Here is a 19995-nt window from a genome sequence, read left to right as displayed (position 1 = left end):
ACGGAACCATGGCTGCAAGCGAAACCGAAGACGCCCGGATGGACAGGCTGAAGCTGCGCTCGACGCTGACGGCGCTCGGCATGCTGCCGGTGCTCGTGCTGCTGGCGATCGGCTTCCATCTGCTCTCCGGGCGCTTCCTGTCGGTCAACAACCTGTCGATCGTCATGCAGCAGGCCTCGATCAACACGGTGCTGGCCGCCGGCATGACCTTCGTCATCCTGACCGGCGGCATCGACCTTTCCGTCGGCTCGATCCTTGCCGCCTCGGCGATGATCGCGGTCATCGTCTCGCTGGTGCCGGACCTCGGCATGCTGGGCATTCCGGCGGCGATCGCCGCGGGCCTTGCCTGCGGCTTCCTCAACGGCGCCATCATCGCCTGGCTGAAGCTGCCGCCCTTCATCGTGACGCTCGGCTCGCTGACGGCGATCCGCGGCGTGGCGCGCCTGCTCGGCAACGACACGACCGTGTTCAACCCGGACCTGCCCTTCGACTTCATCGGCAACGGCACGCTGTTCGGCGTGCCGTGGCTCGCCGTCATCGCCATCGCGACCATCCTCGTCTCCTGGTTCATCCTCAAGCGCACCGTGCTCGGCACCTGGATCTACGCCGTCGGCGGCAATGCGGAGGCCGCCCGGCTCACCGGCATCAAGGTGCCGCTGGTGCTGCTCTTCGTCTATTCGATGTCGGGCCTGCTTTCCGGCCTCGGCGGGGCCATGTCGGCCGCCCGGCTCTATGCGGCCAACGGCCTGCAGCTCGGCCAGGCCTACGAGCTCGACGCCATCGCGGCGGTCATCCTCGGCGGCACCAGCTTCGTCGGCGGCGTCGGCTCCATCTGGGGCACGCTGATCGGCGCCCTCATCATCGCCGTGCTGTCCAACGGCCTCATCCTCGTCGGGGTCTCCGACATCTGGCAGTACATCATCAAGGGCCTCGTCATCATCGTCGCCGTCGGCCTCGATCGCTACAGGCTCAAGGGCATTAGCCGGACCTGAGCCCGGCTGAACGAACCGGTCGTCACCGGAAACAACGGCGCAAAACGCCACCAAAGGAGGAAAACATGCGTCTTATGCCAAAGTTGCTCGTCGGCACCGCACTGGCCGCCGCGCTCGCCATGCCCGCAGCCGCCAAGGACCTCAACAAGATCGGCATCTCGGTCGGCCTGCTCGGCAACCCGTTCTTCGTCGCCACCATCAAGGGCATCGAGGACCGCGCCAAGGAGATCAACCCGAATGTCGAGGTGATCTCCGTCTCGGCCGACTATGACCTCAACAAGCAGGTCTCCCAGGTCGACAGCTTCATCGCCGCCGGCGTCGACATCATCATGCTGAACGCCGTCGACGCGAAGGCCATCGCCCCGGCCGTGAAGAAGGCGCAGGCCGCCGGCGTCGTCGTCGCCGCCTTCGACGTGTCGGCGCCCGGCGCCGACGTCACCGTCATGACCAACAACGTCAAGGCGGGTGAAGAAGCCTGCAACTACATCGCCGACAAGCTCGGCGGCAAGGGCGACGTCGTCATCATCAACGGCCCGGCCTCCTCCTCGATCCTCGAGCGGGTGCAAGGCTGCAAGGAGGCGCTCGGCAAGCATGCCGACATCAAGATCCTCTCCGACGACCAGAACGGCCAGGGCTCGCGCGACGGCGGCCTTGCCGTGATGCAGGGCCTGCTCACCCGCTTCGACAAGATCGACGCCGTCTTCGCCATCAACGACCCGACGGCGATCGGCGCCGAGCTCGCCGCCAAGCAGCTGAACCGCAGCGAATTCTTCTTCACCGCGGTCGACGGCGCGCCGGACATCGAGACCTCGCTCGCCAGCGGCAATTCCATGATCAAGGCCTCCGCCTCGCAGGATCCCTATGTCATGGCCGGCCAGGCGCTGCAGCTCGGCGTCGAGGTGCTGAAGGGCAACAAGCCGGCCGAGCCCGTCGTGCTGCTCGACCCGCAGCTCATCACGGCCGAAAACGTCAAGGACTACAAGGGCTGGACCGCAGCCCGCTAAACACGCCTCCCAGACGGTCGGGCGCCGATAGCGCGCCCGGCCGGATCTTCGTTTCCTCCATCGTCAGAAAGCGGCCGGGCCATGTCGAAAATCGGTGTCCATTCCTTCGTCTGGAGCGCGGGCTCCTCGCGCGGCGAACTCGAAACGGCGCTCGAGAACACGCAGCGGCTCGGCTACAGGCTCATCGAATTCTCCTATCTCGATCCCGCGCAGGTCGATGTGAAATGGCTTGCCGGCCGTATCAGGGAACGCGGCCTCGACGTCGCCATCAGCATGGGCCTGCCGCCGGAGGGCGACATTTCCAGCGCCGACCCGGCGATCGTCGCCCATGGCGTCGACATCCTCGACCGGGCTGTGGCGCTGGTGCGCGACCTCGGCGGCACGAAGCTCGCCGGCATCCTCAGCTCCGCCCACGGCAAGCAGGAGCACAGCCTGTCGAGAAAGGGCTGGGACACCAGCGTTGCCGCGCTCTCCAAGGTGGCGGACCGGGCCAGGGCGGCCGGCGTCACGCTCAATCTCGAAATCGTCAACCGCTTCGAGAGCAACATGCTGAACACCGCCGCGCAGGGCATGGCCTATATCCGCGACACCGGTGCCTCGAACGTCTTCCTGCACCTCGACACGTTCCACATGAACATCGAGGAGGCCGATGTGGGCCTTGCCATCCGCCACGCGGCCGGCAAGATCGGCTACCTGCATATCGGCGAGAGCCATCGCGGCTATCTCGGCACCGGCACGATCGACTTTGCGGCGATCTTCGATGCGCTCGTCGCCATCGGCTGGGACGACTATGTCACCTTCGAATCCTTCTCCACGACGATCGTCGACAAGGACCTTTCCCTGAAGACGGCGATCTGGCGCAATCTGTGGGACGACAATGTCGCGCTCGCCCGCCACGCCCACCGCTTCATCGAACTCGGCTTGGAAACGGCGCGGCTCAAGCAGGCGCTCGTCCGCGAGGCGCACCTGCCCGCCTGAAAAACGAGGCCGGGTCCCGGCAAGCCGGGGCGCGGCTCACTCCTTGCCGCGCTGCACCACGACGCTCAGCAGCGCCAGCGCGCCCGAGCCCACCATCAGGAAGAACGAGACGGCGTTCAGCACCGGCGTCGAGCCGACCTTCACCATGCGGTCGTACATGGTGATGGTCAGCGGCGCGTCGGAGCCGACCAGCATCAGCGTCGTGTTGAAGTTCTCGAAGGAGACGAGGAAGGCGACGACGAAGGCGGAGAAGAGCGCGGGCATCAGATAGGGCAGCGTCACCGTCGCCAGCACGCGCAGCCGCGTCGCGCCGAGATTGAGCGCGGCCTCCTCCAGCGAGATGTCGAACTTGCGCAGGCGCGCGGCGATGACCAGCGAGGTGATGGTCGTCAGGAACGAGAACTGGCCGAGGATGACGAGGAAGATGCCCGGGCGCAGGAAATCCCATTCGATGCCGAAGGTCTCCTCGAGCCCGTTGGCGATCATGCTGGCGAAGACGAGGATCGAGATGCCGAGGATGACGCCGGGAATGACCAGCGGCACGATCATCAGGATGTAGAAGAAGCTCTTGCCGGGAAACTGCTTGCGCTCGAAGAGGAAGGCGTTGCAGGTGCCGGCCGCGACGGCGAGCGCCGAGACGATGACGCCGATATAGAGCGAATTCTCAAGGCCGCGCAGCAGGCGCCGGTCGTGGAACATGCCGATCTTCGGCTCGGTGCTGCTGAAGAACCAGTCGAGCGTGAAGCCGTTCCACGGCAGCGCCGGGAACATGGAATCGTTGAAGGCGAACATGCCGGCGGCAAAGAGCGGGGCGGCGAGATACAACAGGAACGCCAGCATGTAGCCGCGGTAGAGCCATTGCAGGAAGGGCGATTGCGGGGCCGCGACGTTCATGGTCAGTCCTTTGCGACGGTGGAGGCGAGGCTCTGGCCGGTGAGCCGCAGGCCGAGCCAGACGACGAGCGAGGTGAAGACGAGCAGCAGCACGCCGAAGGTCGCCCCCGATTCCCAGTTGTAGCGCGTCACGAACTGTTCGTAGATCTGCTCGGTGAACCACATGCTGTTCTTGCCGCCGAGCAGGATGGGCGTGAGATAGCTGCCCGCCGTCAGCATGAAGACGATGATGCAGCCGGCGACGATGCCCGGCATGGCATAGGGCACGACGATGCGGCGGAACACGGTGAAGCGGCTGCCGCCGAGATTGTAGCCCGCCTCGATCAGCGAATTGTCCATGCCGTCGAGCGTGGAGACGAGCGGCACGATCATGAAGAGCACGACCGTGTAGACGAGGCCCATGACGACGGTGGCGTCGTTGTAGAGCAGTTCGACCGGGCCGCCGACGAGGCCGATCTTCTGGAGGAAGGTCGAGACGAGGCCGGTCTCGCGCAGGATGACGATCCAGCCGAAGGCCCGCACGAGGTCGCTCACCCAGAGCGGGATGAGGCACATCAGGAAGAGCGCGGCGCGCGCGCGGCGCCGGGCGATCTTGGCGATGTAGTAAGCGACGGGAAAACCGACGGCGAGCGCCATGGCGGTGACGAGGATCGACATCCAGGCCGTGCGCAGCAGCGTGTTCCAGTAGATCGGCTCGGAGAGGAAGGCGATGTAGTTCGCAAAGCCGAAGGTGTATTCGCCCGGCCCCACCTTCTCGCGCAGCGAGATATAGCCGATGCCGAGCTGCGGCAGGATGATCAGCAGCGCGATCCACAGCGCGAAGGGGGCGAAGAGCAGGATGAGCGAGAGTTTTCCGATATCGGTGCGCGCCATCGCCCTCACCCCGCAACGGAAAAGGCGCGGCCGTGGCTCCGGCTCCAGCCGATGGCGACCGTCTCGCCCGGCGCGATCTTGACCGAACCGTCCATCACCGCCTGGCCGACCTCGACGAGGTGGCCGTTCGCCATGCGCACGAGGATGCGGCTGCTCGCGCCGTTGAACAGCAGGCTCTCGACGGTGCCCTCCAGCCCGTTCTCGCTGCCGGCGCCGATCGAGATGACCTCCGGGCGCACGAAGAGCTCGACCGGCCCGCCGGCCGCGATGCGCTCGTCCCCGGCGAGCGCGATCGCCTCGCCGCCGCCGTCGATCGCCACGCGCACCCTGCCGTCCGAGACCGAGAGCGCCCGGCCGGGCCAGCGGTTACTGTCGCCGACGAAGCCGGCGACGAAGCCGGTCTTCGGATTGTTGTAGAGGTCCTGCGGCGCCCCGATCTGCTCGAACCGGCCGGCATTCATGACCGCGACATTGTCGGACATCAGCAGCGCTTCCGACTGGTCGTGGGTGATGTAGAGGAAGGTCGTCTCGAACTGGTGCTGCAGCTGCTTCAGCTCGATCTTCATGCGCTCGCGCAGCTTGAGGTCGAGCGCGCCGAGCGGTTCGTCGAGCAGCAGCACGTCCGGCTCCAGCACCATGCAGCGGGCGATGGCGATGCGCTGCTTCTGGCCGCCGGAGAGCTGGGAGACCTGCTTTTCCGCCGTGCCGGGCAGGCCGACGCGGTCGAGCACCCTCGCCACCTTGCGGGCGATGTCGGCCCTGTTCTCGCCGCGGCAGCGCAGGCCGTAGGCGATGTTCTCGCCGACATTCATCATCGGGAAGAGCGCGAGATGCTGGAACACCATCTTGACGGGGCGCTTGTTCGGCGGCGTCGAAAGCACGGACCGGCCCTTGATGCGGATGTCGCCGCCCGTCGGCGTCTCGAAGCCGGCGATCATGCGCATCAGCGTGGTCTTGCCGCAGCCGGAGGGGCCGAGAATGGAGAAGAAGGACCCGCGCGGGACAGCGAAGGACACGCTGTCGACGGCGGTATAGGCGCCGAACCGCTTGCTCAGGCTTTCGCATTGAAGATCGTGCATGGAGTGCTCGTTGCTCGCGGCCATCGGGAAAACAGCCGGCCAAGGGCGCCCTCGGCCGGCCGGAACTGCCTTGGGAGGCGATCAGTTGGACGTCGCGGCCTTGATGCGCTCCAGCGCCTTGCCTTCCATGTCCTCGAGCCCCGCCGGAATGTTGGCGAAGAACTTGAGGTTGGCGAGGTCCTGCTCGTCGAAGGCGGCCTTGACGGCGGCCTGCTTGTCGTCCGGCAGGAGGTCGATGCCGTTGCTGACGGCGGCGATGGCACCGGTGGAATCCGACATCAGCTTGACGATCTCGGGCTTCATGACGAAGTTGATCCACTTGTAGGCGGCATCGTCCGCCTCGCCCTTGCGCGGGATGACGAAGGTGTCGATCCAGGCGAGCGCGCCGGTTTCCGGCGGCACGTAGACGAGGTTCTTGTTCTGGCCGTAGAGCTTGAAGGCCGTGGAATCCCAGGCCTCCGAGACGACGACCTCGCCCGACAGCAGGAGCGTCGAAAGGTCGTCGCCGCCGTTCCAGTAGGTCTTGACGTTGTCCTTGCAGGCGATCAGCTTTTCCGTCACCTCGTCGAGCATCGTCTGGTAGGCCGCCTTGTCGCCATAGAGCGCGAACGGGTCCTTGCCGAGCGAGAAGGCCGTGCCGAGCAGGATGGTGCGGCGCAGGCGCATCGAGGTGCGGCCCTTGTATTCCGGATTGCAGAGGTCGCCCCAGCCCTTGACGTTCGGCGCCTTGGAAATGTCGGCGACGATGCCGGACGTGCCCCACTGGTGCGGCACGGCGTAGAGCGCGCCGTCGATCGTCGCATTGGCCTTCACGCCGTCGAGCAGGTTCGGCGCCAGGTTCGCCGTCTCGATCTTCGAAAGGTCGAGCGGCTTGTAGATGTTGTATTCCTGCTGGGCCGCGAAGATGCGGTCATGGCTCGGCTGGGCGAGGTCGTAGCCCGCGCCGCCGGTCGCCCGGAGCTTCGCGACCATCTCCTCGTTGTTGGACAGCGTCACCTCGACGGTGATGTCGGGGTTCGCCTCCTCGAAGAGCTTGATGACGTTGTCCGGTGCATAGCCGCCCCAGGTGAGCAGGCGCAGGGTCTCGGCCTGTGCCGCATTGCCTGCCATGAACAGGGCAAGCGCCGTCGTCGCGGCGAGCGCGAATGTCGTTTTCATGCTGTTCTCCTCTTCCGTTTGGCTGTTGCAAGTCGCCGTTTTTCCGGCGTTCTTCCCCATGGAGGGCCATCTCGCTCCCGTCGATGACGCTCTATTCCCGATTTCTAGCCGCTGGCATCAAAGGACGAGATTGGCTTCCCCGAAAGGTCCATTATCTCCTTGCCGTAAGACCATTATGACGATCCACCGATCTTCGCCGTCAGGCTTTTCGTGCGCGTGTAGCTGCGCAGCGCGGCAAAGCCCTTCTCGCGGCCGAAGCCGGACAGCTTGTTGCCGCCGAAGGGCACCTCGATGCCGCCGGCGAAATATTCGTTGATGTAGACCTGGCCGGCGTCGATATCGCGCGCCATGCGGTGGGCGCGGCCGAAATCGCCTGTGTAGATGCCGGCGACGAGGCCGAAATCGGTGCCGTTCGCCACCGCCACGGCCTCCTCCTCGCCGTCGACGACCTGAACGGAGAGGACGGGGCCGAAAATCTCCTCCTGGATGACGGGATCGTCCGCCTTTACCGCGTCGAGGATCGTCGGCTGGAAGAACCAGCCGGCGCCGCTCTGCGGGTCCGTCGCCCGCTCGCCGCCGGCGGCGACGGTGACGCCGCGCGCGCGGGCACCCTCGACATAGCCGGCCACCTTGTCGAGATGCGCGGCGGAGGAGAGCGCGCCGACCTGCGGGCGGCGCAGGCCATGGCCGAGCCTGAGGCCGGCCGCGCGCCCGGCAAGGCGCCCGACCAGTTCGGCATGCACCCCGCGCTCGACGACGAGGCGCGAGCCCGCCGAGCAGATCTGCCCGGCATTCTCGTAGATCGCGCCGAGCACGCCCTCCACGGCGGCGTCCATGTCCGCATCGGCCATGACGATGACCGGCGACTTGCCGCCGAGTTCGAGCACGACGCTGGCGACATGCGCGGCGGCCGACTGCATCACGCGGATGCCCGTCGGCACGGAGCCGGTGAAGGTGACGTGGCGGACATCCGGATGGGCGACCAGCGGCCCGCCGGCCTCCGCGCCCGTGCCGGTGACGACGTTGCAGACGCCGGCGGGAAGGCCGGCGCGGGCGAGGATGTCGGCGAGCATCAGCGCCGTCAGCGGCGTCTGCTCGGCGGGCTTGGCGACCACGGTGCAGCCGGCGGCGAGCGCCGGCGCGATGCTGCGGGCGGCCGTCGAGAGCGGGTAGTTCCAGGGAATGACATGGGCGGTGACGCCGGCCGGCTCCTCGATGGAATAGCCGATATGGTCGGCGCCGAGCGGGAAGGTGTCGCCCTGGATCTTGTCGGCCGCGCCGGCGTAATAGTCGAAGCAGCGCGCCGCGCCCGCGACATCGCCCTCCGCCTCCTGCAGCGCCTTGCCGCTGTCGAGGCTTTCCACCACGGCAAGCCGCGCCGCCTCCGCCCGGATGAGTTCGGCGGCGCGCGACAGGATCGCGCCGCGGGCGCTCGCCCTGGTGCGGCCCCAGGCGCGCTGGGCGCGGCGGGCGGCGGCGACCGCCCGGTCCACGTCGCTGCCGTCACCGGCGGCGAAGGCATGGTAGGGCCGGGCGGAGCCGGGATCGAAGGTCTCCATCGTGCGCCCGCCCGAAGCCGCGACGAAGGCGCCGTCGATGAAATGCCCGGTGGGCAGGCCGGAAAGCGTGCCGCTGGCGAAATACTCGCCGACGAGGGTCTCGGTGTTCATCTCAGTTCGCCTCGCTCATCTGGTAGCTGGAGCGCGCCAGCCATTCCGGATCGATCTCCACGCCCCAGCCGGGCTCCTCGCCCACCGTCGCCCTGCCGTCGACGATGGCATAGGGCGACGAGCGGAAGAGGCCGTCCTGCCAGGGATAGTAGTCCTCGCCCTCGATGGAGAATTCGAGGTACTTGCCGCCGTTCGGGATGGCGCGCAGCAGGTGCATGGTGAAGAGCGTCACCATGGAGAGGTTGGCGGCGTGCGGCGTCACCGGCAGGCCGGCGGCCGCGGCCATGCGCACCACGCGCAGCGTCCGGCTGATGCCGCCGAGATAGCAGATGTCCGGCTGCACGATGTCGACGGCGCGCATCTCGATCATGCGCCGCCAGGTGGCGAGGTCGCAGTCCTGCTCGCCGCCGGTGACGTCGATGTCGAGCGCCTCGGTCACCTGCCGCGTCTGTTCGAGCTCCCAGTAGGGGCAGGGCTCCTCGTAGTGCACGAGGCCGTTGTCCTGCATGATCCTGCCGACCTCGATGGCGCGGGCCGGCGAATAGCAGGAATTGGCGTCGGCCAGGAGATCGGCCTCCGCGCCGACGGCCCGGGCGATCGCCGGGATGATCTCCTCCGTCCGGCCCGGCCATTCGTCCCGGTCGCGCCCGCATTCCGCGCCGACGCGGAACTTGAAGGCGTCGAAGCCGTATTCGCCGCGCAGGCGCCTGAAGCGCTCGGCCTCGTCGGCCGGCGTGATGTCGCGCTTCATCGAGGAGGCATAGGCGCGCAGCGGGCCGGCCGAGCCGCCGAGCAGCGCCGCGACGGGCTTTTCCGCCAGCTTGCCGCGCAGGTCCCAGATCGCCGTGTCGAGGCCGCAGAAGGCGCGGCAGAGATAGGAGCCCGGGAACTTGTGCTCGCGCTCGAAGAGGCGGTCGAGATGATCGTCGAGATCGGCGATCTCGGCGCCGACCGTATAGGGCGCGACCTGGCGGTGCAGCACCTCGGATGTGATGTCGGCATTGTAGGTCGAGACCTGGCCCCAGCCGGTCGCGCCGGTCTCGTCGGTGATGCGGACGAAGCCGACATGGCGGTTGCAGAAGGTCTCGATGCGCTTGATCTTCATGGCGGTCCGGTCTGTCTGGTGGGCGAAGGCGCCTCGGGCGGATAGGCCCTTGACGCCGCGAACTGGTCCGACAATCATCGGAAAATATTCGGGCGAGAAGGTCCACTTTGCTTTTCGTAGCGGACCATTATTGCGGCGGGACGACAGGCCGGAGGGCGAGATGGTAAAATATCCGGGCGGCGCGCTGCTGCCCACGCTGCAGTTCGACCGCGGTTCGCGCACGCCCATCAGCGCCCAGCTCTCTTCGGCGTTGCGCGACATGATCCTTTCGGGAAAGCTGCAGCCGGGCGAGCGCCTGCCCTCCAGCCGCACGCTGGCGAAGGACCACGGCGTCTCGCGCACCACGGCGATCAGCGTCTACGAGCAGCTTGCCGCCGAGGGGCTGCTCCGCTCCAGCATCGGCGCCGGCGCCTATGTCACGGACACCCTGCGCGACGGCCGGCCGGCCGCGGTCCCGGCAAGCCCGGCCGGAGACGAGATCCGCAGCCCGCCGCGCCTTGCCCAGCTCAGCGCGGACGCCTCCGAGCACTATTTTCCCCGCCTCGCCCATCCGGAGAACCCGCGCCCCTTCATCACCGGCATCCCGGCCTTCGACGAATTCCCGATGGCGCTGTGGGCGAGCATGGTCGCGCGCTACTGGCGCCAGCCGCGCAACCTCCTGCTCGGCTATCCGCCGGCCGAGGGGCTGATGGAGCTGCGCCGGGCCGTGGCGATGCACCTGCGCGCCAACCGGGGCATCACCTGCGAGCCGGAACAGGTCTTCATCTTCAACGGCGCGCAGGACGCCTTCAACCGCATCGGCAACACCCTGCTCGACCCCGGCGATGCCGTCTGGATCGAGAATCCCGGCGCGATCGGCGCGCGCAACAGCCTGATCTCGTCCGGCGCGCGGCTGGTGCCGCTCGGCATCGACGAGGAGGGCATCAACGTCGCCGAGGGGCTGGAGGTGGCGCCGGATTTCCGCCTCGCCTTCGTGACGCCGGCCCACCAGCATCCGCTCGGCGTGACGATGAGCCTGCAGCGCCGCTTCGAGCTGCTGCGCGCCGCCGAACGGGCCGGCGCCTGGATCATCGAGGACGACTATGTCGGCGAGTTCCACTATGCCGGCCATCCGCCGCCGACGCTGAAGAGCGTCGATACGTCCGGCCGCGTCATCTATGTCGGCAGTTTCTCGAAGACGCTGTTCGCGGCGCTGCGCCTCGGCTATGTCGTCGCGCCGCCGGGCCTGGTCGACGTCTTCTACCGCATCGCCGGGGCGACCCTGCAGGGCTCGCCCGCCAGCCTGCAATCGGTCGTCGCCAGCTTCATCGAATGCGGGCATTTCGCCAGCCATATCCGCCGCATGCGGCGCGTCTACGCCGAACGGCTGGAGGCGCTGCTCGGCGGGGCGGCGCGCCACATGGCGGGCCTCCTGGAGGTCGCGCCCACCGAAACGGGCTTCCACACGATCGGCCGCCTGGCGGAGGGCCTTGACGAATTCGCCGTCGCCCATCGCGCGGCCGAGCGCAACGTGCTCGTCTCGCCGATCGGCCGCTTCGCCATCACGCCGGTGCGCCAGCGCGGCCTCGTCCTCGGCTTCAGCTCCGCCCCGCCGCGCATGATCGCAGGCGCGGCGCAAACGCTCGGCGCGGTCCTGAAGGACATGTGCAAGGCGGAAGGCCGCAGCCGCATCGGCGCCTGAACCGCGCCCGCGCTTCAGCGCGCATCGGCAAGGATGAGGTCGGCTCCCTTTTCGCCCACCATGATGGTCGGTGCGTTGAGGTTTCCCGCGGTGATGCGCGGGAAGACCGAGGCATCGACGACGCGCAGCGCCTCCAGCCCGTGGACGCGCAGGCGCGGATCGACCACGGACGCCGCCGCATCCGGCCCCATGGCGCAGGTGCCGCAGGGATGGAACACCGAGCCGGAGCGCGCGCGGATGTCGGCGATCAGCGCCTCGTCGTCAAGAATCCCGGCACCCGGGCGGATCTCCTCCTCGATGATCTCGCGCATCGGGCCGGTCCGCGAAAGGCGCCGCAGGAAATGCGCGGCCTCCAATAGCTCCTGCACGTCCTCTTCCGTCGAAAGGTAGTTCGGCTGGATTTCCGGCGCGGCGAATGGATCGGCGGAGCGGATGGTGAGCTGCCCGCGGCTCGTCGGGTGGCAATTGGACACGCCGACGAGGAAGCCGGGAAAGGGATCCGGGCTCATCAGCGCCCGCCGGCCGGGAAGGGCGCGGGTATAGCTGACGGGGGAGAAATAGAGCTGCATGTTCGGGCGCGTGCGCTCCGGGCCGGTGCGGAAGAAGCCGCCGCCCTGGTTCACGCTGAGCGAGAGCGGGCCGCCCCGCGTCAGCACATAGCGCAGCCCCACCCGCAGCCGCCCCCACCAGGGCCGCAGCACGTCGTTGAGCGTCGGCCGGCGGCTCCTGTAGAGATGGTCGAAGCCGATATGGTCCTGCAGGTTGCGTCCGACCGCCGGCGCGGCATGCACGACATCGATGCCGTGGCGCTTCAGGAGGTCCGGATCGCCGACGCCGGAAAGCTGGAGCAGCTGGGGCGTGTTGACCGCGCCGGCCGACAGGATGACCGAGCGCCGCGCGCGGACCTGGCGGGTCTCTCCGCCCTGCCGGTATTCGACGCCGACCGCCCGCTTGCCGTCGAACAGCACGCGCGTCGCCTGCGCGGCCGTGATCACGCGCAGGTTCGCCCGCCTGCGGGCGGGGGCGAGATAGGCGGTCGCCGCCGAGCAGCGGAAGCCGTTGCGCGTCGTGATCTGGTAGATGCCGATGCCCTCCTGCGTCGCGCCGTTGAAATCCGGATTGCGCAGCAGGCCGGCCTCGACGCCGCCGGCAAGATAGTTCCGGCAGAGCGGGTGCACGACATCCTCGATATTGGTGACGGTCAGCGGCCCGCCCTTGCCGCGCCATTCATCGGCGCCGGCGGCATTGTCCTCCATGCGCCGGAACAGCGGCAGCACGTCCTGATAGCCCCATCCCGGATTGCCGAGCGCGCGCCAGCCGTCGAAATCCTCGGCCTGCCCGCGGATGAACACCATGGCGTTGATCGAACTGGACCCGCCGACCACCTTGCCGCGCGGCCAGTAGGACTGGCGGCCGTCGAAGCCCGGCACCGGCTCCGTCAGGTACTTCCAGTTCAGCGTCCGGTGATAGAAGGCCTTGCCGTAGCCGATCGGCATGCGCACCCAGAAGTTCAGGTCGCCGCCGCCGGCCTCCAGCAGCGCCACGCGATGGCGCCCGCCGTCGGAAAGGCGGTTCGCCAGCACGCAGCCCGCCGAGCCCGCGCCGACGATCACATAGTCGAATTCATCCATCTGCCGATCCACTCCCCGTGCCTCGGCCCTTTCCTATCGCGGACCGGACCGCGGGGCAGCGTCCATTTCGATCAGATCGACAGACCAGTCCGCCCTGCATCCGCCGGATGGAGACGCGCGGGACCGGACTTCAAATCCGGTTGGGGCAGCGCGCCTGTCCCGGGTGGGTTCGATTCCCGCTCCCCTCCGTCAGCCGCGGCGGCGCGCCGTCAGTCCCTGTTTTCGCCGACGTGCCTTCGCAGGGCGTCGAGCGCCTGGCGCATGCCGTGCAGCTGGTCCATCAGGTGCAGGATGACGTCGATGCCGGCATCGTTCGCGCCGAGGCCCGCGCGCAGCTCCAGGATCAGACGCGCCCGGGCGATGTCGATCTCCCGGAACCGCGGGCCCGACGGCGTCTGCTCGGGCACCAGCCATTCCTGCGCGATCCACACGTCCACAACCTGCCCCTTCAGCCCGGCGCTCTCCAGGAACGCCTCCTTGCTCATCGCCATGATCACGCCTCCTCACGCGGATTGAACGCCTGCCCCTTCGCCCAGCCGGCCACGAAGGCCTCTAGCGCCGGGTCCGGCGGGCTCGGCAGAACCACCTTCAGCCGCACCAGCTGGTCGCCGAAGCCCCCGCCCCGGCGCGGCGCCCCCTTGCCCTTCAACCGCAGCGTCGTGCCCGTGTTCGAGCCCTTCGGAACCGTCATCGTCACCGCGCCCGTGGCCGTCGGAACCCGCACCCGGCCGCCCAGAACCGCCTCGCCCAGCGAGACCGGCAGCTCGAGCGTGATGTCGTCGCCCTCCCGCGTGAAGCGCGGATCGGCCAGCACCTCCACCTCGATCAGCGCATCGCCCGCCCCGCCGCCGCCCGGCGCCCCCTTGCCCTTCAGCCGGATCACCTGGCCGCTGACCAGGCCCGGCGGGATCTTCACGTCCAGCGTGCCGCCGTCCGGCAGCGTGATGCGCCGCGTCGCCCCGGCAATGGAATCGGCAAAGGCGATCTCCAGCCGGTAGTGCAGGTCCGCGCCGCGCCGGTTCGCCCGCCCCTTCTGGCTGCGGCGCAGGAGGTCGGCGAAGATGTCGTCGCCGTCCATGAAGTCGGCATAGGCCGAGGCATCCGCATAGGGATGGTCCGCCGGCCCGCCGGCATAGTCGCGGTAATAGCCCTGGCGCGGCGGGCGCTCGGCGCCGGCGGCGTCGATCTCGCCCGCGTCGAAGCGCTTGCGCTTGTCCGCATCGCCCAAAAGGTCATAGGCCGCGGCGACCTCCTTGAACTTGTCTTCCGCCGCCTTGTCGCCCGGATTGAGGTCCGGGTGCAGCTTCTTGGCAAGCTTGCGGTACGCACTCTGGATCTCGGCCGCCGTCGCGCCGGGCACAACGCCGAGAACATCATAGGGACTTGTCACGACCGGCTCCAAATCGGGTTGAACTTGCCCTCTATATTGGTCCGCGACGCGCCGCCCGCAACATACGGGCTCTAGGCCCACCGTCTTTTTTCAGGAAGGCCGCCCCGCCACCGCCGACCTGCCGCATCGCGTTCGCAAAGCCTCCATGCCGCCCGTTCCGGCACCGGCAGTCCGAAGCCCCATCCGGACAGTCCGCGTCTGCGAAGCGAACGATGCAGAGGGCGGTGCGCGCAAATCCAGCCGTGGCCGCTTCCGGCCAAGCTACAGGTGCAGTGCGCTTTTTCTTATAAAAGCGAGGAATTCCGCACGGCCCGTCCGGACCCCATAAGAGCGGATAAGCTTGCCTTATCCTTCATTGGCAGGAACAGCCAGGCAAAGCGCGGAATGCCGCGGGAAGCGGCCTTGGCTGCCATCTTCGGGCCGGCGCCGGTTTGCGCAATCCCGGAAGCCATGTTTGCCCAAACAGATTACCGTTCCGTTGACGCGCAACCGCCGCTGCCCGGCAGGAGGCCTTGCTTTCGAAAGGCGGCGGCCGATCGTTGATCGGAGTGCAAAAGCGCTATATCCCGGCAGGATGCGCACCCTGGGTCTCCTGCTCCTGTCCGCCATCCTCGCCTTCGTCGCCAGCCTGGTCGTCGCGGGGCTGTTTCTTCCCGTCTATGGCCTCTTCGAGGGGGATCCGCACAACTGCCTGAAGGACGGGATCGGGCAATGCGCGTCCTTCGTCGTCCTGAGCGCGCTGATCTACGGGCCCCTGTTCACCATCGTCGGCACCGTGGTCGGCACACCTGTCGTCATGACGATCCTCGCCTGGCGCGCATGACCGCCTCGGGCCGAGGCTGGCAACGGGCATCCGGATGCCTTTCCGCGCTCCGAGGAAAGGCAGACTGCTCTAGATGCGCCTGCCCTCCTCCCGTTCCAGCGCCTGCAGCATCGGATAGATGCTGAACGCCCCGCGGCCGGCCTTTTCCGTGAGATCGCGCAGGTATCCGCCGGGCGAGCGGATCGCCTCGCCGCGTTGCAGGAGGGCGGCGATCACCACCGCGGCCGCCTGCTCGCCCATCGCCGCCTTGGCCTTCCGCCAGGCATCGGGCGAAATGCCCAGCATGGCGCGCACGAGATCGGCCGCCGCCAGGAGATCGGCCCAGCTCGTCACCCCGTCCCGCCCGTAATCGGCGATATCCGGGCAAAGCCTGACCAGCCGGTCGAGGCTGATCGCCATCTTCTGCTCCGGCGCGGGCCTTGCCGCGTTCACGGCCTTTGCTGTTTGAGTTTCCCGGCCGCAGGATTCAAGATTCTGGTCTGTGTTTGAATTCTGTATATGCTGCTCAGTCTGAAGGTCACTGCCGCTCATTTCTTCTTCCGAAAGGCTTGAGAGATAAGCGTTTTCCACCTCCGCCCGAAGGCGCTGCAGGGCCGTGCGCCGGTCCGTGAGGAGACCCCGGGCGGCGCGGCGGCCGAGCCCGGCGGCAAGCGCCGCCAGGCGCGCGGAATAATCGAGCCAGTCGCCGCCCCTGCCCTCCTCCAGGGCCGTGGCGATGATCTTGGCGATGTCGCGCTGGTGCAGCGTCACCTCGCCGCGCAGGGCCCGCTGTGCCCGGTCCTCCGCCCGGACGGCCTCCGCCGCCTCGAAGATCTCGCCGGCCCGCAGCGCCAGCGGCGCGAGGTCGAAGCCGAAGGCATCCTCCAGCCCGCCCGTCTCGTCGCGGCGGCAGAAGCGCTTGCCGTTGGCGCTGTCGCGGCGGAAGATCAGGCCGGCCTCGACGAGCGCCGCAAGATGGCGCCGGATCGTCGCCGGGGCCATGCCGCGCGCGCGCAGCGAAAGCTCGCGATTGGACGGGAAGACGATGATCGGCGCCGTGCCGTCGAGCTCGCGCTCGCTGGCGAAGGAGACGAGCGCCTCCAGCACGCTGATCGTGCGGTCGCCGATGCCGTAGGCCCGCCGGGCCTCCGTCACGGCGCGCATGAGCTGCCACTTGTCGGCCCGCCCGCTGTCATTGCCGCCCGCGCCGGCGCGCAGCTTCTCCTGCCGCTCGGCCGCCGCGCGCTGCCTCAGGAAAAGGCGCGCACTCATCCGTCCGCCGCCGAAAGGCGTCGTTGCAATCTGCTCCATCATTGTCGGGTCCCCTTTTCCGAGGCAAGGAGGTCCCGTCAACGCCGGCCATCAGGCAGACGAAGTTCTTCGTTTCGCGCGGCACCTCGGCCGGACGACTCTTGACTTTGACTGTCGGAAGTGATTCTCTCGAATTGCTACATAGAAGAGGGCTTCCGAAATGGTGACGTTTTGGGGGCCTTTTTTCTTGTCTCCGCGTTTCCTTTCGCTGGTTTCTCAGGTCTTTGCCGGCCGCTCACGCGGCCGAATCAGGTGGCTTTCCGCTCAGTCCCTCTGCGCCTTTTCGGCAAGAAAGACCGCATAATCCTCCCGCAGGCGGCCCGTCAGCGCCGCGATGAAGGCCGGATCGACATCCTTCGCGAAGGAAAGGCGCACCGCCTTGCCCTTCCGCTCGAGCTTGGCGAGCAGCGCGCCGTCGGCCCGCACGATCTCCTCGGCCGCCGGCGCCGCCTTCCGCGCCGGGCGCAGCAGCCGGTCGAACAGCATCTGGAAGCGCTCGTCGCTCGCCGCCGCCGCAAAGCGCTGCGAGGTCGTCTCGTCGTCCGCCTTCTCGATCTCCGCCCCGTTGCCGTTCGAAAACAGCGCGCCGAGCGCCATCCAGCGCTCGCGTCCCGCCTTCGGCGCCGGGCCGATGGCGTAGATGAAGCGCAACGGCACGGCCTCGGCCACCTGGAGCAGCCGCGACAGCTCGCTCTTCTGCACCGCCAGCGCATCGCCGACGAGCCGGCGCTCGAAGCCGCGCGCGACCAGCGTATGGGCAAAGAGCGCGCGCTCGATGAAGCTGAGATTGCGCCGCTCGGCATTCTCCTTGCCCTGGGCGAGCACCAGCTCGTCGTCGGTGAGCGGCCGCACGATCGCCTTGACCTTGACGCCGAGGCGGCGGGCCGCCTTCAGGCGGCGGTGACCGTAGGCAACCTGGTAGCGCCCCTCCCCTGCCCCGTCCGCCGCCGGGCGCACGAGGATCGGCACCTGCTGGCCGTTCTCGCGCATGCTTTCGACGAGCGCGAGGAAGTCCGGGTCGTCGCGCTCCTCGTCGGAGAGCCGGTCGCTGACGAAGGAGGCGTCGATCGAGCCGGTGTCGAGCGCGACGATGCGCTCGCCCTCCTCCAGGGCCTGGCGCAGCGCGCGCGCCTCCTCCGCCTCGCGGGTGATGGAGGAGAGCGTCAGGCCCATCGCCTTCACGGCGCCGGAGGCGGCGCGGCCCGGCGGGCTGGGCGTTTCGGCGGACGGCGGCAGCGACTTCGTCTCGGGCGCCCGCTCGGTTCCGGCCGGCAGGATGTCCCCGCCGAACAGCGCCTTGATCGAATTCTTGCGGTCGCGGCCAGTCATCATGCGCGTCCCCATGCGGTGTGGACGAGCTGGGCGATCTCGCTGTTGACGGCTTCCAGCGAATCCATCGCCCGGTCGTACGTTCCGCGGGAGAAATTCTCGCGGCCGACCTCGTAGAGCGTCTGCTTGGTGAGGCCGGCATCGGAGACGGCGGTGGATTTCAGCATGGTCGATGTCAGCACGCGGTTGCCGAAGAGCGAGCGCAGGAAGCCGACGATCTGCGCCTGCGGCCCGTCATGCGGCTCGTAGCGGGTGACGAGGTAGCGCAGGAAATCGAAGTTCAGCTGGCCGCCCGCCTCGCGCACCACGCCGAGCAGGTCCGAGGTCATGAACAGGAACTGGCTCATCGAGGCGACGTCGAGCATCTGCGGATGCACGGTGACGATGACCGAGGTGGAGGCGCAGAGCGCCGACAGCGTCAGGTAGCCGAGCTGCGGCGGGCAGTCGATGACGACGACGTCGTAGTCGTCGGCGACCGAGGCGAGCGCCGCCTGCACGCGGGTGAAGAACAGGCCGTGCGCCTCCCCTGCCCGCCGCTCGGCGAGCGCGCGCGGCGTCGCATGCTCGAATTCCTGCAGTTCCAGATTGCCCGGCACGAGGTCGAGATTGTGGAAATAGGTTTTTCGCACGATGGCGGAGAGGTGGCGGGCCTCGCCGTCATAACGGATCGCGCCGTAGATCGTGTCGTTGCCGGCAAGGTCGAGCTCCGGCTGGTAGCCGAAGAGCGCCGAGAGCGAGGCCTGCGGGTCGAGATCGATGGCGAGCACCCGGTGGCCGGTCATGGCGAGGTGCTGGGCGAGGTGCACGGAGGAGGTCGTCTTGCCGGAGCCGCCCTTGAAATTGGTGACGGAGATGACCTGCAGGTGCTCGCCGCGCGCCGGATCGCGCCATTTCACATAGGAGCGGGCCTTTGCCGCATTGCCCTTGGCGCGCGCCTGCTCGGCGAGGTGATGGCGCAGCGCGTCGATGTCGGCGAGCGAATACATGCGCCGTCCGCCCGGGCCGGTGGCGAGCTCCGGCCCCTCCCCCGCCAGCGAGATCTGCCTGAGGTAGCCGTCCGAGACGCCGATCAGCCGCGCCGCCTCGCCCGAGGTGAAGCTGCGCAGCGTCTTCTGCGAGGTCGGCGGGAACAGCCGGTCGCGCATGGCCTGGAGCTGCACGGAAAGCGCCTGCGCATCCTCCGCGATGGTTTCGTCGGCCGGGCGAAGCGTCGACATGGATTCTCCAAGGGCTGTGTGCGACGGCTTGGCCATCGGCAGTCTCCGTTCATTCCCCGATCCGAAGGGCCCTCATGCCCGGTGGATCGCCTTGCCTATACTCTCTCTGATTCTCCACCCCGGGGAAATGCGCGGACGGGAAAATCTACAGAGGCTTCTGGCAGTTACGGCGAAAATCACAATCTTCGCCCGGTTCCGTAACAGACGGTGGGACAGGTTCCGAGTCGCGTCAAGCGTTTTTTGGTTAACGAAACCTTAACGGGAAGAGGCCGGAATCCCGGAGAATCAGGACTCCGGCGGCTTGCCGCGGCGCGTCATCCACCGGATTCTGACTCCGCCCCGCGTCGCGCCGGACGGCCGTTCCGCCGGGCCGGCGAGAAATCCCCTGCCGCCCCCGCCGATTCGCTTCCCCGCCCTTCCCCACCGTGGCCCGCGTTGACAGCTGTCAACCGCCCGATCCATCAGCATCGTGAATCGATGCGCCGCCACGGATTCCAAAAAGTCGTTGGACGGGATTCGCCCCGCCGGCGAGACTCGCCCCATGGAAGAGACGCGGTCAAGCCATTTCGAACGCCGCGATGCGGCCCGCAACATGCAGCGCTTCTATCGCCTGACGGTAACGCGCGACCTGTTCGGCACCGTGCTCCTGCTGCGAGAATGGGGCCGGATCGGCGTCTTCTCGCGCGAGCGCGCGCAGGAGAAGCGAAGCCTTGCGGACGCATGGCGGGATGCCGAGCGGCTTGCGGCGCAAAAATGCCGGCGCGGCTATGTGCCGGTCGGGGAGTGAAACGTGGAACGGCGGCGGAGGGGTCGAACCCAGCCGGCGGCAATGAACGCCGAAGCAGCGGCCGGCGCAGAGACGGACCGCGGAGGTAAAGGCCA

General features: G+C 68.0%; 18 protein-coding genes and 1 tRNA gene. 7 read left to right on the top strand and 12 right to left on the bottom strand.

Annotated features, from left to right (window positions below; genetic code table 11):
• Positions 1–8 precede the first annotated feature (8 nt).
• The 3 genes from AABQ55_RS31175 to AABQ55_RS31165 all read left to right on the top strand — a co-directional run bounded on the left by AABQ55_RS31175 (position 9) and on the right by AABQ55_RS31165 (position 2974).
• Complete coding sequence (locus AABQ55_RS31175; RefSeq protein WP_244769009.1) at positions 9–992, top strand: ABC transporter permease subunit; 984 nt, start codon at positions 9–11, stop codon at positions 990–992.
• A 65-nt stretch (positions 993–1057) separates the two neighbouring features.
• Positions 1058–1996, top strand: coding sequence for an ABC transporter substrate-binding protein (locus tag AABQ55_RS31170; protein WP_244769008.1), 939 nt, complete (start codon positions 1058–1060; stop codon positions 1994–1996).
• 81 nt (positions 1997–2077) lie between these two features.
• Entirely contained in the window at positions 2078–2974 is an 897-nt protein-coding gene (locus AABQ55_RS31165; RefSeq protein ID WP_272808790.1) for a sugar phosphate isomerase/epimerase family protein, read from the top strand.
• A gap of 36 nt (positions 2975–3010) precedes the next feature.
• On the opposite strand, the gene AABQ55_RS31160 is transcribed toward AABQ55_RS31165, so the two are convergent.
• The 6 genes from AABQ55_RS31160 to AABQ55_RS31135 all read right to left on the bottom strand — a co-directional run bounded on the left by AABQ55_RS31160 (position 3011) and on the right by AABQ55_RS31135 (position 9752).
• Positions 3011–3868: an ABC transporter permease gene (locus AABQ55_RS31160; protein WP_272808789.1), complete on the bottom strand. Its 858-nt coding sequence runs from the start codon at positions 3866–3868 to the stop codon at positions 3011–3013.
• A 2-nt stretch (positions 3869–3870) separates the two neighbouring features.
• Positions 3871–4740: an ABC transporter permease gene (locus AABQ55_RS31155; RefSeq protein WP_272808788.1), complete on the bottom strand. Its 870-nt coding sequence runs from the start codon at positions 4738–4740 to the stop codon at positions 3871–3873.
• 5 nt (positions 4741–4745) lie between these two features.
• Positions 4746–5819 carry an ABC transporter ATP-binding protein gene (locus tag AABQ55_RS31150; RefSeq protein WP_272808787.1) on the bottom strand — a complete coding sequence of 358 codons (1074 nt, stop codon included), beginning with the start codon at positions 5817–5819 and terminating at the stop codon, positions 4746–4748.
• Between the two features lie 81 nt (positions 5820–5900).
• On the bottom strand, positions 5901–6977 hold the full coding sequence (locus tag AABQ55_RS31145; RefSeq protein WP_272808786.1) for an extracellular solute-binding protein: 1077 nt from the start codon (positions 6975–6977) through the stop codon (positions 5901–5903).
• 173 nt (positions 6978–7150) lie between these two features.
• Complete coding sequence (locus AABQ55_RS31140; RefSeq protein ID WP_272808785.1) at positions 7151–8647, bottom strand: aldehyde dehydrogenase family protein; 1497 nt, start codon at positions 8645–8647, stop codon at positions 7151–7153.
• A 1-nt stretch (position 8648) separates the two neighbouring features.
• Positions 8649–9752 (bottom strand): mandelate racemase/muconate lactonizing enzyme family protein, encoded by a 1104-nt coding sequence (locus AABQ55_RS31135; RefSeq protein WP_272808784.1) that lies wholly within the window; start codon positions 9750–9752, stop codon positions 8649–8651.
• 160 nt (positions 9753–9912) lie between these two features.
• On the opposite strand from AABQ55_RS31135, the gene pdxR reads away from it, so the two are divergent.
• Positions 9913–11433, top strand: coding sequence for a MocR-like pyridoxine biosynthesis transcription factor PdxR (gene pdxR / locus AABQ55_RS31130; protein ID WP_272808783.1), 1521 nt, complete (start codon positions 9913–9915; stop codon positions 11431–11433).
• A gap of 14 nt (positions 11434–11447) precedes the next feature.
• Here pdxR and AABQ55_RS31125 read toward each other — a convergent pair whose 3' ends face one another.
• Complete coding sequence (locus AABQ55_RS31125; RefSeq protein WP_272808782.1) at positions 11448–13064, bottom strand: GMC family oxidoreductase; 1617 nt, start codon at positions 13062–13064, stop codon at positions 11448–11450.
• A 105-nt stretch (positions 13065–13169) separates the two neighbouring features.
• On the opposite strand from AABQ55_RS31125, the gene AABQ55_RS31120 reads away from it, so the two are divergent.
• Positions 13170–13253 (top strand) — tRNA-Sec (locus tag AABQ55_RS31120).
• A 20-nt stretch (positions 13254–13273) separates the two neighbouring features.
• On the opposite strand, the gene AABQ55_RS31115 is transcribed toward AABQ55_RS31120, so the two are convergent.
• Both AABQ55_RS31115 and AABQ55_RS31110 read right to left on the bottom strand, forming a co-directional pair.
• A complete protein-coding gene (locus AABQ55_RS31115; protein ID WP_272808781.1) occupies positions 13274–13555 on the bottom strand; it encodes a chaperone modulator CbpM in 282 nt (93 codons plus the stop codon).
• Between the two features lie 2 nt (positions 13556–13557).
• Positions 13558–14454 (bottom strand): J domain-containing protein, encoded by an 897-nt coding sequence (locus tag AABQ55_RS31110; protein WP_272808780.1) that lies wholly within the window; start codon positions 14452–14454, stop codon positions 13558–13560.
• Between the two features lie 574 nt (positions 14455–15028).
• Between AABQ55_RS31110 and AABQ55_RS31105 the strand changes: the two genes are divergently transcribed.
• On the top strand, positions 15029–15277 hold the full coding sequence (locus AABQ55_RS31105) for a hypothetical protein (protein ID WP_272808779.1): 249 nt from the start codon (positions 15029–15031) through the stop codon (positions 15275–15277).
• Positions 15278–15346: 69 nt separating this feature from the next.
• On the opposite strand, the gene repC is transcribed toward AABQ55_RS31105, so the two are convergent.
• The 3 genes from repC to repA all read right to left on the bottom strand — a co-directional run bounded on the left by repC (position 15347) and on the right by repA (position 19149).
• Positions 15347–16570, bottom strand: a complete 1224-nt coding sequence (repC, locus tag AABQ55_RS31100) for a plasmid replication protein RepC (protein WP_272808778.1) — start codon at positions 16568–16570, stop codon at positions 15347–15349.
• Positions 16571–16831: 261 nt separating this feature from the next.
• The gene (gene repB / locus AABQ55_RS31095) at positions 16832–17896 is read right to left on the bottom strand and encodes a plasmid partitioning protein RepB (protein WP_272809008.1); all 1065 of its coding nucleotides are present in this window, start codon (positions 17894–17896) and stop codon (positions 16832–16834) included.
• On the bottom strand, positions 17896–19149 hold the full coding sequence (repA, locus tag AABQ55_RS31090) for a plasmid partitioning protein RepA (RefSeq protein WP_445190521.1): 1254 nt from the start codon (positions 19147–19149) through the stop codon (positions 17896–17898). The genes repB and repA overlap by 1 nt, the downstream gene beginning before the upstream one ends.
• Positions 19150–19654: 505 nt before the next feature.
• Here repA and AABQ55_RS31085 point away from each other — a divergent pair.
• A complete protein-coding gene (locus tag AABQ55_RS31085) occupies positions 19655–19900 on the top strand; it encodes a WGR domain-containing protein (protein ID WP_272809007.1) in 246 nt (81 codons plus the stop codon).
• Positions 19901–19995 lie beyond the last annotated feature (95 nt).

This window comes from Shinella sp. WSD5-1 (genome assembly GCF_963942435.1).
GTDB classification, from domain to species: Bacteria; Pseudomonadota; Alphaproteobacteria; order Rhizobiales; family Rhizobiaceae; genus Shinella; species Shinella yambaruensis.
The sequence above is the reverse complement of the archived record's forward strand: the minus strand, read 5'-3'. Positions and strand labels throughout refer to the sequence as shown.

What these genes read in the sequence shown, in the direction of transcription:
- AABQ55_RS31145 (WP_272808786.1), bottom strand. Translation starts at nt 6,977, where the DNA reads ATGAAAACGACATTCGCGCTCGCCGCGACGACGGCGCTTGCCCTGTTC.
- AABQ55_RS31125 (WP_272808782.1), bottom strand. Translation starts at nt 13,064, where the DNA reads ATGGATGAATTCGACTATGTGATCGTCGGCGCGGGCTCGGCGGGCTGC.
- pdxR (WP_272808783.1), top strand. Translation starts at nt 9,913, where the DNA reads ATGGTAAAATATCCGGGCGGCGCGCTGCTGCCCACGCTGCAGTTCGAC.
- AABQ55_RS31135 (WP_272808784.1), bottom strand. Translation starts at nt 9,752, where the DNA reads ATGAAGATCAAGCGCATCGAGACCTTCTGCAACCGCCATGTCGGCTTC.
- repA (WP_445190521.1), bottom strand. Translation starts at nt 19,149, where the DNA reads ATGGCCAAGCCGTCGCACACAGCCCTTGGAGAATCCATGTCGACGCTT.
- AABQ55_RS31170 (WP_244769008.1), top strand. Translation starts at nt 1,058, where the DNA reads ATGCGTCTTATGCCAAAGTTGCTCGTCGGCACCGCACTGGCCGCCGCG.
- AABQ55_RS31165 (WP_272808790.1), top strand. Translation starts at nt 2,078, where the DNA reads ATGTCGAAAATCGGTGTCCATTCCTTCGTCTGGAGCGCGGGCTCCTCG.
- AABQ55_RS31105 (WP_272808779.1), top strand. Translation starts at nt 15,029, where the DNA reads ATGCGCACCCTGGGTCTCCTGCTCCTGTCCGCCATCCTCGCCTTCGTC.
- repB (WP_272809008.1), bottom strand. Translation starts at nt 17,896, where the DNA reads ATGACTGGCCGCGACCGCAAGAATTCGATCAAGGCGCTGTTCGGCGGG.
- AABQ55_RS31085 (WP_272809007.1), top strand. Translation starts at nt 19,655, where the DNA reads ATGGAAGAGACGCGGTCAAGCCATTTCGAACGCCGCGATGCGGCCCGC.
- AABQ55_RS31115 (WP_272808781.1), bottom strand. Translation starts at nt 13,555, where the DNA reads ATGGCGATGAGCAAGGAGGCGTTCCTGGAGAGCGCCGGGCTGAAGGGG.
- AABQ55_RS31140 (WP_272808785.1), bottom strand. Translation starts at nt 8,647, where the DNA reads ATGAACACCGAGACCCTCGTCGGCGAGTATTTCGCCAGCGGCACGCTT.
- AABQ55_RS31150 (WP_272808787.1), bottom strand. Translation starts at nt 5,819, where the DNA reads ATGCACGATCTTCAATGCGAAAGCCTGAGCAAGCGGTTCGGCGCCTAT.
- AABQ55_RS31155 (WP_272808788.1), bottom strand. Translation starts at nt 4,740, where the DNA reads ATGGCGCGCACCGATATCGGAAAACTCTCGCTCATCCTGCTCTTCGCC.
- AABQ55_RS31175 (WP_244769009.1), top strand. Translation starts at nt 9, where the DNA reads ATGGCTGCAAGCGAAACCGAAGACGCCCGGATGGACAGGCTGAAGCTG.
- repC (WP_272808778.1), bottom strand. Translation starts at nt 16,570, where the DNA reads ATGATGGAGCAGATTGCAACGACGCCTTTCGGCGGCGGACGGATGAGT.
- AABQ55_RS31160 (WP_272808789.1), bottom strand. Translation starts at nt 3,868, where the DNA reads ATGAACGTCGCGGCCCCGCAATCGCCCTTCCTGCAATGGCTCTACCGC.